11 protein-coding genes and 1 tRNA gene are annotated in these 14,065 nt (G+C 44.0%); 5 read left to right on the top strand and 7 right to left on the bottom strand.

Annotation, left to right across the window (positions count from 1 at the left end):
- Window positions 1-104: 104 nt before the first annotated feature.
- Both BLR32_RS01075 and BLR32_RS01080 read right to left on the bottom strand, forming a co-directional pair.
- On the bottom strand, window positions 105-2,531 hold the full coding sequence (locus tag BLR32_RS01075) for a TonB-dependent receptor (protein ID WP_089828392.1): 2,427 nt from the start codon (window positions 2,529-2,531) through the stop codon (window positions 105-107).
- A 92-nt stretch (window positions 2,532-2,623) separates the two neighbouring features.
- A complete protein-coding gene (locus BLR32_RS01080; protein WP_143011315.1) occupies window positions 2,624-3,007 on the bottom strand; it encodes a hypothetical protein in 384 nt (127 codons plus the stop codon).
- Between the two features lie 172 nt (window positions 3,008-3,179).
- Here BLR32_RS01080 and BLR32_RS33905 point away from each other — a divergent pair, with 172 nt between their 5' ends.
- Window positions 3,180-3,533: a hypothetical protein gene (locus tag BLR32_RS33905; RefSeq protein WP_176842118.1), complete on the top strand. Its 354-nt coding sequence runs from the start codon at window positions 3,180-3,182 to the stop codon at window positions 3,531-3,533.
- Window positions 3,534-3,649: 116 nt separating this feature from the next.
- The gene (locus BLR32_RS33695) at window positions 3,650-3,868 is read left to right on the top strand and encodes a hypothetical protein (protein ID WP_143011316.1); all 219 of its coding nucleotides are present in this window, start codon (window positions 3,650-3,652) and stop codon (window positions 3,866-3,868) included.
- A 3-nt stretch (window positions 3,869-3,871) separates the two neighbouring features.
- On the opposite strand, the gene BLR32_RS01090 is transcribed toward BLR32_RS33695, so the two are convergent.
- The 3 genes from BLR32_RS01090 to BLR32_RS01100 all read right to left on the bottom strand — a co-directional run bounded on the left by BLR32_RS01090 (window position 3,872) and on the right by BLR32_RS01100 (window position 8,485).
- A complete protein-coding gene (locus BLR32_RS01090) occupies window positions 3,872-5,446 on the bottom strand; it encodes a DUF1501 domain-containing protein (RefSeq protein WP_089828394.1) in 1,575 nt (524 codons plus the stop codon).
- 21 nt (window positions 5,447-5,467) lie between these two features.
- Complete coding sequence (locus BLR32_RS01095) at window positions 5,468-7,114, bottom strand: DUF1800 domain-containing protein (RefSeq protein WP_089828395.1); 1,647 nt, start codon at window positions 7,112-7,114, stop codon at window positions 5,468-5,470.
- Between the two features lie 195 nt (window positions 7,115-7,309).
- Window positions 7,310-8,485 (bottom strand): thiolase family protein, encoded by a 1,176-nt coding sequence (locus BLR32_RS01100; RefSeq protein WP_089828396.1) that lies wholly within the window; start codon window positions 8,483-8,485, stop codon window positions 7,310-7,312.
- A gap of 111 nt (window positions 8,486-8,596) precedes the next feature.
- Here BLR32_RS01100 and BLR32_RS01105 point away from each other — a divergent pair.
- Window positions 8,597-8,670 (top strand) — tRNA-Lys (locus BLR32_RS01105).
- Window positions 8,671-8,933: 263 nt separating this feature from the next.
- Complete coding sequence (locus BLR32_RS01110) at window positions 8,934-11,063, top strand: ATP-binding protein (protein WP_089828397.1); 2,130 nt, start codon at window positions 8,934-8,936, stop codon at window positions 11,061-11,063.
- Window positions 11,064-11,637: 574 nt separating this feature from the next.
- On the opposite strand, the gene BLR32_RS01120 is transcribed toward BLR32_RS01110, so the two are convergent.
- Window positions 11,638-12,270 carry a hypothetical protein gene (locus tag BLR32_RS01120; RefSeq protein ID WP_143011317.1) on the bottom strand — a complete coding sequence of 211 codons (633 nt, stop codon included), beginning with the start codon at window positions 12,268-12,270 and terminating at the stop codon, window positions 11,638-11,640.
- Window positions 12,271-12,397: 127 nt separating this feature from the next.
- Window positions 12,398-12,733, bottom strand: coding sequence for a hypothetical protein (locus BLR32_RS01125; RefSeq protein ID WP_143011318.1), 336 nt, complete (start codon window positions 12,731-12,733; stop codon window positions 12,398-12,400).
- Between the two features lie 733 nt (window positions 12,734-13,466).
- On the opposite strand from BLR32_RS01125, the gene BLR32_RS01135 reads away from it, so the two are divergent.
- Window positions 13,467-13,682 carry a helix-turn-helix domain-containing protein gene (locus BLR32_RS01135; RefSeq protein WP_089828402.1) on the top strand — a complete coding sequence of 72 codons (216 nt, stop codon included), beginning with the start codon at window positions 13,467-13,469 and terminating at the stop codon, window positions 13,680-13,682.
- The last annotated feature ends 383 nt before the right edge of the window (window positions 13,683-14,065 follow it).

Consider the following 14,065-nt stretch of genomic DNA (forward strand, 5'->3'; position numbering starts at 1 on the left):
ACCCAAATTTATTCGGGTACCTAATGGAGAGAATTTCCGTATAAGAAATTCTCAGAGCCATCGAGTTACTTATGATACACCCTGCTTTATGATTTAGTAACTGATCACTTGAAATCGATCGGAATAGATACTTTCATACTGAAAGTCCTACCCATATTGAATACGCCTACTCTACCTGTTACTTCATTCTCAGGAGCATATTTCAGGCGGCTGAGGTGATTCTGGTAAGCTACGTCTGTCAGGTTGTTAGCTGCCAGGTGCAGGGAGAACAAGGTCTTACCATTCTTTTTATTCACGAAATCAGTACCGACACCTGCGTTTAACAAAGTATATCCCGGAGTAGCGGTTTCTGTCTGATATGCGGAGAAGATATCATTCTGTGCGAATGTTCTGTCCAGTTGTACGCCTACGTATGCATTCTGCATCACGCCTCCTACCTTCTTAAACTTCCCTTTCAGTTCAGAAAGCCAGCGTGCTGCGGGGATATTAGGCAGATATTTCGTAGAGTCAGTACTATTGGAGATAGAAGAACGTACGTAAGAGAATGTGTTCTCGAAATGGAGCCAGTCGATCGGATGCGGATGGATGTCCAGCATTAATTCACCACCATACAGGTTAGCCGTGTTCTGCTGATATTTGAACGCTGAATAGCCTTCATCATTATCAGTAGCAGGGATGGAGTCTGCACCAGCTGCATTTACCAGTTTACGGGCGAAGATGAAGTTACTGATGTGATTGTAGAACACACCAGCTGTAAGGGACACGTGTTGCGAGTTGAATTCCAGTCCCAGGTCGCCTTGTGTGCTTACTTCAGGCTTTAAGTTTTCGTTGCCATATTCGTATTTGATCGTGCCTTCATGTACACCGTTGGCTGCCAGTTCTGAAATATTTGGTGCACGGAAACCGCGGGCGGCATTCAGTTTCAGGGTTACCTGCTGACTTACAGCGTAGCTTAATCCTGCGCTACCGGATATGTTGGAGAAGTCACGATCGAAGGAAGCGAACTTGGTTTCACTACCTAATTGCAATCCTTTAATATTCATATGACGGTTATCGAAACGCAAGCCGCCGCTTAGTGTCAGCTTATCAAAGGTTTTGCTGGTTACTGCGAATACACCGGCATCGAATAGATCGTACGATGGGATCAGGAATTCTTCTCCACCGATATTGTTCTTTTGCTGCATGCCATTCACGCCGATGGTAGTCTGCCAGCCATTCATTTCCGGGAGGTAGTATTTCAGTCCGTAGTTGAAGGTGTTTAACTTTAGTAACAGATCTGGTTCATCTGGTGCTAATACATTACCCAGCTCTTTACGGCGATTCCACTGATAGCCGAGGGTCAGTGCCAATCGGCCGCCATTGTGCAGGTACAGATTGTTATCCCATACCAGTTTGTTGTGTGTAATCTTTTGGCGGGGAACACCGATACTATAAGATTTAAAATCATCATTGGTAGCTACTGCTTCATCTTCTACACCATTATTGTTAACTGGTTTGATGAATTGTCCGTTCTCATTACGATCGCCTTCTACCAGTCCTAATTCCTGGTTGAAGGAAGTAAAGCGGAGAATAGAGGAACCCCATTGTTTGTTCAGCCCCAGGCTACCACCGTAGTTGGTGTTTTTGAATTTGGAGTTGAATACATAACCGTCGTATTTATTCTTATAATCGTGGGCAAATTTCTGTGTACCGAAAGCACTCCAGCTCAGGCCTCCTTTAGTGGTTCCAGTGATATCTGCATGGTAGGATATCTGTCCGTTGTTAGTGAGGTAGTTGGCCGCTACATTACCTTTTACCTGGCCAGCAGGCACATTGCCGGGAGGTACAATATTCACAACACCTGCCAATGCATCGGAACCATATACCAGAGAAGCGGGGCCTTTCAGCACTTCCACCTTGCTTACATTGTAATCATCGATCTCGATACCGTGTTCATCCCCCCACTGCTGTCCTTCCTGGCGAACACCGTCGCCTACCACTACTACGCGATTATATCCCAGACCGCGGATAAAGGGTTTGGAGATGGCTGGTCCGGTAGTCAGCTGACTTACACCCGGCAGTTTGGCAATGGCATCAATGATATTGGTAGAGATGTTGGCATCCAGGTAATCCCTTCTTACCACACTTACCGGCGTAGGTGTTTTTTTCAATGTAGTGGCCATGTTCACACCGGTGATCACTACCTCATTTTTCTCCAGCAGTGTTTCTGACAGCACGAAATCCTTTTGGGTAGCGCCGTTGATCTGCACCGTTTCGGTGAATGCGGCGTAACCTATATAGTGCACCTCCACCAGGAATTTACCTTTAGGCAGGTTATTGATTTCATATTCACCCTGTGCGTTGGCAGAAGCGCCGACGTGCAGGTCTGGCAAATAGATAGTAGCACCGGGTAAAGGACTATGGGAAGACTTATCAGTCACTGTTCCTTTCAGCGAATTACCGGCATCGTCATTCTTTATTGATGCAAAGCCAAGGGTGTATGTAAGCAAGCTGGTAACTAAAACTATAATGAAGACACGTAAATAGTGCATAGAAAGATTTGTTTATAGACAATTATCTATACAGCAACGCGGTGTTGCTATATAGTAACAATACGGGCGGATGCCCTTTCATAGAGAGTAAACTAAACGAGATCTATTGCCGGGGGCGCACGAGGGGAAAGTGTCCTGTAAGGTAGGTATTCAATAACCGGGATAACCGGGATGGTGTAATGCCAGGTGATTTCTTTTACCAGTACATGATAAAATGTAGTGGTATGTACATAAGGTTCCGGTTCTATCTGCAGGAAACCGCAATGCACGTGTTTAACGGACAGGGCGGGACCGTTTTTAGTTACCGGTGCTTCATCTTCGGTATCATGATGGGGGAAAAACTGGTGTATGAATGCCCGCGGGGTGGTATTAAAGATAAATACCCCCAACAGCATGATAGCCAATATCCTGTATAATACCTTTTGCTTCAGATCATGAGTTTGAACGAGTACAAAGGTAGGGAATAAATGCAACAATGTTGCTCATGGTGTATGGATGAGCAAAAAAGCTGATAGTTGGTGGGGGCGGTGTCTTATTGGTGTCGTTTCACGCTAAGTAGCTTCGGTTTCAGTATGGGATGTCGGTCGGCGCCTCTCCTGTCTGGAATGCTATTGAGCGTTGTCAAGCGAATAGAGGTATGAATAAGAATTGGGCTGCATCGGTCGTGTTGCCGGAGAGCCGAAGGCCCGACATTCCCATCTGAAACCGCGTGCTACTTGCGCGTTCCTATTACTAGTTGGGGCGACTAGTTTATCAGGCGAAAGAGGAGAAGGAGAAGAAGGAGGAGAAGCAGAAGGAGGAGATGGAGATGGAGAAGAAGGAGAAGAAGTAAGAGAAGTAGGAGAAGGAAGAGAAGCAGAAGGAGAAGATGGAGAAAGAGAAAGAGAAAGAGAAGAAGGAGGAGATGGAGCAGTAGAAGTAGAAGCAGAAGTAGACAGAGACAGAGATGGAGACGGAGAAAAAGAGAGAGAGAGAGAGAAGAAGGAGGAGATGGAGCAGTAGAAGTAGAAGCAGAAGTAGACAGAGACAGAGATGGAGACGGAGAAAAAGAGAGAGAGAGAGAGAAGGAGGAGGAGATGGAGCAGTAGAAGTAGAAGCAGAAGTAGACAGAGACAGAGATGGAGACGGAGAAAAAGAGAGAGAGAGAGAGAGAAGAAGGAGGAGATGGAGCAGTAGAAGTAGAAGCAGAAGTAGACAGAGACAGAGATGGAGACGGAGAAAAAGAAAGAGAGAGGGATATCAGGTGTCCGAATGAAAAGAGGACGCCTCAATTTTTAAGGCGCCCTCTTCGGGATATTTTCCGTGCTGATTATTATGTACTGATTATTAGGTACTGATTATTAATACTTTACTTTCAGCATAGATCTTACATGCTGATATACGCCGTTCTGGAGACGTGCGTAGAAGATACCGGCAGCGAGGTTACCGCTATCGAAGGTGATGCTGTATTCGCCGGCAGGCTGGATCTTGTTTACAGGTGTTGCTACAAGACGTCCCATGGTATCGAAGACCTGAATCATGGTGTGTCCGCCCCTGGTTTTATACTTCAGGGTGGTGGTGGTCACGAACGGATTCGGGTAGTTGGTGATCAGGTTATTACTACCGTTGTTCACATCGTCAATGCTGGTCAGTGTACCGCAGGCGATGCCACTTACGATAGGTAAGCGCTGGTAATCTTTGAAGAGGATCGTCTGCAGTGTGGCATTGTCCACGCAGAACCATTGTTCCAGCAGGGACGCGTATACAGAACGGAAGTCGTACTGCATAGGCATGTTGTCGGCCACATTGGTTTCTGTAGGGATGTCAGGGGAAGATCCGAGTACACCTTGCAGTACATAGTCGCCGAATACGATCATCGGCGCGGCTGCACCGTGGTCGGTACCCATACTACCGTTGGATTTGATACGACGGCCGAACTCAGAGAAGGTCATACCCACTACGCGGCGGGAAGCTTTGAGTTTGGTGAGGTCGTCCATAAATGCCTTGATGGAATCAGACAGTTGTCCCAGGAGCACTGCGTGATCACCTTTGGTGGTGTCTCCGGCTTGTGTCTGGTTGGCGTGTGTATCGAAGAAGGCGTGCGTTACCATGTAGAGGCGGGTCTTCAGACCACCTGCTACGAGGCGCGCAACTATTTTGAGCTGTTCTGCCAGCCTGTTGTCAGGATAAGGGCTCTGTGAAGTAACATTCGCAGCGGCCTTTTTGATGGCGTCAGCAAATTTGTTGGATTGTTTGGCGATCAGACGTACATATTCCAGCTCAACACCTGCGTGGGTATTCGGAACAGGGTCTGTGATATCTTCAATCAGGTTATAGAAATCCGTGGAGCTGGAGATAGCTACTGACATATTCGCATCATTTCCCTGGAATACCGGAGAAGTGAGGGAACCGATCTGGATAGCGAGTGGTTCAGCGCCTTCATAGGAATCGGGGAAGCCTGGGAATTGTGTTTCCAGGTAACGGCCTGCCCAACCGGTTTCGAGGATCTGATTCTGATCGGAACCGCTCATCCAGATATCCATTGCGCGGAAGTGGGAATAGTCCGGAGAAGGATAACCTACGCTCTGGATCACGCACACTTTACCGTTATCGTACAGGTCCTGGAGACCTGTCATAGCAGGGTGAAAACCTGTTTTAATATTGTTGGCCAGTGGCAATACCGCTCCTTCGGGGATCGCGATATTTTTACGGGCATTCTGATAATCCGCGTATACATCCAGCGGAACTATCATATTCAGACCATCATTACCACCGATCATCTGGATCATCACTAACACGTGGTCATTATCTTCTGCAGATTTCTGCAACGCATTCAGCAGCGATGAAGCACCGAAAGCCTTTACGGAAAATCCGTTTATAAAGGTTGGCAGGACCGTTGCCGGGGCGGTATATTTAAGAAAATCTCTGCGTTTCATAGTTTATAGGTCTTTCTAAGATCAGGCTAATTGATATTCAGATAAATTCATCAGGTACTTGTACAGTGTATGGAGGCGGCTTTCCACGATATTGCGGTTAGCGGCTGTAGGATTGGATTTCCAGGTATTCCAGGCATCTGTCCAATAGTAGTCGCTGTCAGGGCTTTGGCCACTGAGCAGGATGACATTCTTTATTCTCGCCTTTGATGCGTCAGATAATTCGATACGGTATAAGAGATCCAGTGCATCCTTGATCAGGGTAACAGGATTGGATGGATCTGAGAGTTTTTCTGTGAAAGCCAGCACATCGATCTTCACGCCACCGAAACCGCCGGTACTGATGATTGAGTCTGTCATCAGGTTACGCTTAGGCAGGGTGTCTGTATTGATCCAGATCTCATGGAACTGTGGCGCCAGGCGGTAGGCTTCCCATCCTGCTACCTGAGGAGGATCTCCGATGTCCTGCAGCATGCTGGCGCAATGACGGCGGATAGCATCCAGGGATTCGTGTTCCGCCATATAGTCTGTCGGGAATTCTATACCGAATTCACGTACCAGGCCTACTGCAAACTCAATAGGGCTCTTGATGAGCGCTGACATATTCAGCGGATCGTAGAAGTGCTCACTCTTGAACAGCGCCTTGAGTACCGGCTTCAGGTCATATTTATTAGCACGGAAGATCTCTGCCAGTGGGGTGATCACATTCTGTTCAACTGCATCGTCTATCAGGTAATAAACGAAGAAGCGGTACAGTTTACGGCAGATGAACTTTGCTACTTCCGGTTGAGCGAAAATGATGTTCAGCAGATCATCCAGTTCACTGGCGCCTTCGGCTCCTGTTTTACCGGTGATCTTTGCGCTATTATAAAAACTTGAGAATTCCTTGTTGGTGATTACGTGCTGTGTAGAGTCGAAGTAGTAGTCTATCGTCACCGGATTAATCCTGTAACCTGTCAGCACGGTAGCGGTGGTTCTTACGTCTTCTTCTGTATAAGCTGAATCGGGACCTTTACCTACGGTGAACAGCTCATGCAGCTCACGGCCATAGTTTTCATCCGGGCTTTCTTTTCCGTTCAGATAGCCGTTCAGGTATTTGAGCATTGCGGGATCGAGGGTAACGGCTTTGGTCAGTGCCTTGAAATTGCCGGTGGCGTTATTTCTCAGCATGACGTTGTGCTTGTATACATAACGGGCATCATTGATCATGTCCATTTCTGTTGCGAAATGGTTATGCCAGAAGAGCACCATTTTTTCCTGGATACTGCGTGACTGGTCGATCATCACTTTCAGCCACCATGCTTTATAGGAAGACCATCTTTTCCTGTCGAGGTCACCTTCTTCAGGAGGGGGAGCAGAGTTTACCCAGGTAGCGCCGGGAGCGATACCAGTTTCGTCTTCTCCGTATGTATTCACTGGTTGTGTGGTGACAGGGGTAATGGTATCGATCAATGCATCTACTGCAGCGTCCATACCCAGACCTTTCGCCCATGCCACATCTTCCAATGTGGAACCAAACATGGTGCGTTTCAGCAGGTGTACAACCTGGGCGGTCTCGAATTCTCCCGTATATGCTGTAATGCCAGAGTCAGTACGAAAGCCAGTAGTCTTCGCCTGGACTGCTGTTTGCTGGCGTTTAGCAGGAAGCGAAAGGAATTGTCTGCGATCCATAGATAGTTATGATATGGTTGTATTGATATATAGGGAAAAATGATTAACGTAGGCTTTTACACAGGTCCCATTTACGGGTCCAAATTAATAAAAACTTTAATTCAAGCAGATTATTTTATTTGTTACGCAATACTCAAAAGAAAAGGGATTGACTACCATCTGATTAGTCAACCCCTACTCATTATATAGTCCTTACTATAATCTTTCAATCACGCCGGCAATTCCTTGTCCGCCGCCCACGCAGGCGGTGACGATGCCGTATTGCTTATTCAAACGTTTCAGATCACTGAGTATCTGTACTGTCAGCTTAGCGCCGGTACAACCTAACGGATGTCCTAATGCGATCGCTCCACCGTTGATATTCACTGTGTCGGGATCCATACCCAGTTCACGGATCACGGCTACTGACTGGGAGGCGAAGGCTTCGTTCAGTTCTACCAGGCTGATATCGTTCAATGACTTACCTGCCTGCTGCAGTGCTTTTGGAACGGCTGCCACTGGTCCGATACCCATGATACGCGGGTGTACCCCTGCTGACGCACAGGCTACCAGTCGGCCGATAGGCTGCAGGTTCAGTTCTTTTACCATGGTTTCGCTCATCACGATAACAAAGGCAGCGCCGTCTGATGTCTGGGAGGAGTTACCTGCGGTGACACTACCGCCGGCGGCGAATACCGGTTTTAGTTTAGCGAGTGCTTCGGGAGAGGTATCTGCTCTTGGGCCTTCGTCGGTATCTACTGTATATGTACGGGTCTGTTTACGGCCCTTTTCATCTACGTATACTTCGTTGACTGCTATCGGGAGGATACCTTCTTTAAAGTAGCCGTTCTGGATAGCTTTCAAGGCATTCTGGTGAGACCTGTAGGCGAAGGCGTCCTGGTCTTCCCTGGTGACGTTATACTCGCGCGCTACCGCTTCTGCGGTCAATCCCATACCCAGGTAATACTCCGGTGTTGTACTGGCTACAGTGTAATTGGGCACCGTCTTCCAGCCGGCTACGGGTACGAGGCTCATGCTCTCCGTCCCTCCTGCTATGATACAATGCGCCATTCCTGACTGGATCTTAGCAGTGGCGATGGCGATGGTTTCCAGTCCGGAGGCACAGTAACGGTTCACCGTCATACCGGGAACTTCTATGCCCAAGGCCCGTACGGATATCATCCTGCCGATCTGTAATCCCTGTTCTGCTTCGGGCACTGCGTTGCCCACGATCAGGTCATCTACCCTCTTTGGGTCGAGCTGGGGTACGCTCTTCAACAAACCGGTAATTACATCCACGGCCAGGTCATCAGGCCGGTAAAAGCGGAAGCCGCCCCGTTTGGCTTTGCCTACGGCGGTTCTAAAGCCGGCTACTATATATGCTGTTTCCATTCCTTTTCTCCTTTTCCGGGTGTACAAACCCGATTTTTTTTATTTAAGTTAAAGAAGTTTTGTGAAATAGAAAACAAGGTGTTAAATTTGCAACCCGCAATAGCGGAAAAAGACTCCTTAGCTCAGCTGGTTAGAGCTACTGACTCTTAATCAGTAGGTCCAGGGTTCGAGTCCCTGAGGGGTCACAAAATTTTAAAAGCTTCAAGTTTAAAGACTTGGAGCTTTTTTGCTTTTGGAGAATTTTTATATGCCGTCTTCATTATCCCTTCTAACTGGTGCGAATCCAATTTCAGGGTTTTATGATAGATAATGCCGCCTCTATTTCTCATTCTGCATGTAAGCAACGTAATCCACTACTCCTGCTAAAAATCGGATTACAATACTAATTCAATAATGTTGCGACACCAATACTTACAATTCATATCTTTAGAATTCATTCATAAGCAATATGGAGTTAAACAAACTTGGATTCCAAACAAATCAAGGGCTACATTATCCAGCTGTTCTAGGAGAAGTGAAAAAAAGTGGTAACACTTTACAACCATTGTTTGAGGCTTTCACAAATGCTCTGGAAGCTATTGCACAATTGAAAACAGACCCCACTAAAGAGGAAGTGCGGTTACAAATACATTATGTTTCTGACCTTGCGCAAGAGAAAATAATGAATAAAATCGTTATTCAAGATACTGGCATAGGTTTCAACGACGATGAATTCCGGCGCTTTCTCACGTTCAAAGATGATCGAAAGGGCTATCACAATAAAGGGTCTGGAAGAATACAGTTGTTGCATTCGTTCTCCACAGTACAGTTCGATAGTATATATCAAGATGGAGATAAGTTTAAGCGACGTCAGTTCCACTTGGGCAAGAGCAAACCATTTCTTAAAGAGAACGCCATAGTGTTCTTAGATTCTTATTCGGAGACGGTCTCAGTACCCCGTCGAACCACCTTGACTTTATCCCATTTGCTGGTCGAGAAAGATCACAGCACCTTTAATATGCCACTCCCTGGTTATAAAGAATTACTACTGCACCGGTATATCCAATATTTCTGTGCTCATCGCGATAAATTACCTAATATTATATTAGAAGCTTATTCTGATAAATTGGAAGAAACGCTTACTATCACAAAAGAGGATATACCGGCTGAGGATTCTAAACGTGAGTTTGCTTTAAACTATAAAATTCGAAGGGAAGGTGAGTTTCAGAATATTGAAAAGGTGGAAAACTTCACCCTACATGCTTTCAAAATTCCAAAAAATAAACTTTCTAAGAATATACTAGCTTTAACGAGTAAAGGTGAAATTGTAGAAGACGACGGCTTCAGGTTATCTCTTAACAGTATATCTGCCGATGATCACTTGGAGAATAATAGGTTCCTATTCCTAATTTCTAGTGAATACATCAATAACCAGGACAGCAATATTCGCGGACAACTCAACATACCCCGTAGAGATACAGATGCCACCTTGTTTGACGAACAGGAAGTCATTTTTCTTGAAGATATAGAAGATACTGCAAACTCGACTGTCGTGAACATGTATGAGCAGCTTTCACACAAAGCCGAAGAACGTTATCAGAGAATCGCCGATTTAAAAGAAATGTTTTTATTAGATGAGAATTATTTATTTAGGTTAAATATATCTATTAACGACACGGAGGAGGATATTTTAAAAAAAGTTTATAGAGAAGAATCTAAGAAAGCAGCAACAATTGACGCGCAACTTAAAAACAGCATTGATCAACTTGAACATCTTGATCCAAGAACAAATGATTACGACATTCGGCTTGGCCAGATTGCAAGTATGCTATCTCGGGAAATTCCTCATCAAAATCGCGCAGCACTAACACACTACGTAGCGAGACGACGCTTAGTGCTCGAAATATTTGATAAAGTCCTACAACGTAAACTCACAGTGCAGAACGCTAAGAGAAATGAAGATGAAAGCTTGCTTCATAATCTATTATTTACACAAAGAACCACATCCTCAGATCAAAGCGATCTTTGGGTGTTAAATGAAGATTTCGTTTTGTTTAAAGGCGTTTCTGAAATGAAGTTGAAAGATGTTACGATTGACGGCCAGCGAATATTCAAAGAACGTTTTACGACAGACGAGCAGCGATTTATCCATGCTAATGGCCAGAAACGGCTTGACAAACGTCCAGATGTGTTGCTTTTCCCCGCCGAGGAAAAATGCATTATACTTGAATTCAAAACCCCGGATACAGATGTCACAGATCACCTGGCAGATGTCTTTTATTATGCGAGTCTTATCCTAAACTTAACCAAGTCTGAATTTCCTTTTAAAACATTCTATGGATATCTGATTGGAGAAACTCTTGAACCTTTAGACATGAAGTTCACCGATTCAGATTTTGTTAATGCTGGACATTTTAATTTTTCTTATCGACCATTCAAGCGTATAGTTGGCGAATTTAAGAACTTTGACGGAGCTCTGTATACTGAAGTCCTGAAATATTCCACTCTACTAGAGAGAGCAACTAAGCGTAATGAAACGCTCATTAATAAGCTATTTGAACCATCAATAGAAAATTCAGATGATGATCTTCCGTTCTAGGATCACATACATAATGCAAGAACCAGTATTCTTTAAAATCTTCTTCCAGTAGAACAATTATATCTTGACAGCAGTAGTAATAATCATACTTTTTCTAAAGAAAAATCATCCTGGCTTCTTTCTATAAATGATTCCAGTAGCTCGCCTTCCTTTTTAATAATCTCATCAATGTATTTTCTTGCCATTTTAAAACAACCGGTAAAAGGTTATTTCAAAAATAAGATAAGTCTTCTATTCCAAGGGTTACTGGCTATACCAACCCATAGGAACATCCAATCTAACTGCCTTTTCTCCATAAGGAGCCCTCATTGTATCATAATATTGAGTAGGGCCATCTGCAAACAAAACTTTTTTTGACACTGTTACATCGGTTAGGTAAAAATCGGGTAATCCATTTTTCCTTTTCCTATAACATGCAAGGAGCCAAATAATTGAATTCTCTTTTTTAGTCCAGCCATTTTAAGGGTATCGGAAACAGGTTTACCAATCTTGTGATAATTGTAGATAGATTTTTTGAAAGAGATTAAGAACGAGACCGAAGTTGTATTCAGTCCCGTTCTCTTACGATCCTTATTCATTTTAGTGTGATTTCCTTTCTCCGCGCATTTAAATTCTGTTCCCATGTCTCACATGTATTCAGCAAAGCTGGAATAATTCCCTCTTTGAATATTGAGATAATTTTTTCAGCTTCTGCATCTGTCAAAGGCTGATCCAATACTCTCCTTTTGCGTAGTCTAATGCGGTTAGCTTTTCTGCCGAAAAAAGTATTTAGCGACCAACCACAGGACTGGCAAACTTCTTCACGGAAATACATTGGTGCGCTGGACAGCTTATAATATAAGTCGTCCAGCAAATTGCGTGGCTTATCTATTGGCATATACTTATTAATTTTTGACCAGTGGACAGGACTTTCGTCGGCTACTATGTTAGCAACTGCTTCTGTATAATTCATTGGCAATTCCCAGGCGAATGAAACTACTTCACGTAGTGCATTCACACATATTCTACTGATCCTAACAGAGGATGTATCGGTAATTGCAATCATTTCATCTGATGGAATCTTACTATCCAGAATAAATTGTTCCAGTGCTCTTGCCTTAAAGGCTACACCAACGAGTTTCTCATATATGGAAAACTCAACAGCATTTATCATTTTCGCATACTCATTTTCGAGGCGCTTCAAGTCGGACTTAATAGATAATGCCATTGTCCTGATATCATGTTTGACCATGTTAGTAAATGCCTTCCCTTTGGGCCTACGCCGAGGGAATCCTCTACCAATCATGAAACATTTTGATGTTGGCCTTTTTTTCCTCTGTGTTGGTATAAACATCTTAACAGATTTTGAATTTCCGTTTAAACATATTCATGATTGTTAGTTTCAATTCGCTTTCCTCATTGACTCCTTTTGCCAGCACTAATAACGGCAGATCAGCCAACGGATTGCCTGAAAATGCATCGCTCTCTGGAGTGCTGTTGGCTACTATAAAGTCAGGGCATGCAACACTGTAGTACTTAGTAAAATCAGCGGCTGCTTCTTTGAAAGATGAATAACGCAGGAACTGCTTGATACCTACATCCCTCAACTTTCTGATAATGACGCTGCGCTGCTTTTCATTGCTCATTATAATACAAGCGGTAAGCGTTTTGAAAATGTCAGATCGTCTCATGTTGTGATGGATTTAAGAAGTTAGAGAAATTCTTTAATGGCTCGGTGAGTTGGAAGATTGTAGTTAACAAAAGCTGCGTTTGGCGACAGAAGAAAATAAGATTCGCACGTTCGTCTGCCGACCAGTCGTCGGCATCTGTGCAAGACATTGCAGTGTCTAACAGGAGATCCAACTTTGATTTTGTTTCGTTGGCGTCTTCGAAACAATCGGCGTACTGTGTTAGTACTTCTAATGGTGATTTGTTTTGGTTTATCATGGCTTTTGATTTTTAGTGGCAATGAGATGCCGGGCCGGGATTTACCCGACGGTTTTAATGCTTTTGTATGAATTAAAAATGGTTTGTGGAGGTTAACGACTTGAAGAATCGATGAACGATTTTCAACTGATAGCTCCAGGATTATTGGTCTTTGTGTTGGCTAATTTTTGCATTCCATTACTTTATTGAACATTGACAACCGTACCTTACCATAGTTAGGGAACTTCCACAAAGGTTCCCCTTGGCGCTGTGGATAAGAAGCCTATGCAACAGGTTAATTCAAGTATATTCATATTTCCGTGCAAACACGTGAAATCCTCTAAACTTCCCCTGATGTAGCTAAACAGAATGCTTCATACCAATCTATGCTATTGCTATAAACATGCATATCATTCTGAATACAAACATACATAAATCATCGAAAAAGTAGTACGATGATACCCCTTTTTTCTCAAAAAAAGTTTTTGACTTTGCTAAATGGAGAAAATCGAATTAATAAAATTTGGAACAAACCTACGGCAGAAAAGAAAAGAGCTCGGGTTAACCTTAGAAGCACTTGGACATCTTGCTGAAATGGATAGTAAGCATATAGCCAAGGTTGAAAAAGGACAGAAAGATATTCGTTTATCCACAGTAATAAAATTGATTTGGGCCCTGGAGGTGGACCCAGGGGAGCTGTTTCCGAAGAAATAGTTTAGATTATTAATTAAGAAAAGGAGATTGTCGTATACACTCGGGTGTAATATCCATTGTATTGTATGGAAGTCAAGTAAACTTTATTGCGCAACTTTCTGTTCCACTCCACTAACGTCTAAGCGCCAACTTCTTGCTGCCAGAACTTGGACGTTGGTAGGATTAAACGCGCTGTAAGATTGCTGATTATGCTGAACAGAACACCGACTTTAAACGCGCAGTCACCCGCTTCCGGCGGTATGTTGTCAATGAGAGTAGAAAGTTGAATTAGTATAGCCCCCTTTTAACTTTAAGATGCCGTCAAACTGACCGTTGAAATATTGCATCTCACCTCCTGATTTATTGAGTTGACGGATGAACCATCCCGGAAATATCAAATTTTG

This window comes from Chitinophaga filiformis (assembly GCF_900102545.1).
Taxonomy (GTDB): domain Bacteria; phylum Bacteroidota; class Bacteroidia; order Chitinophagales; family Chitinophagaceae; genus Chitinophaga; species Chitinophaga filiformis.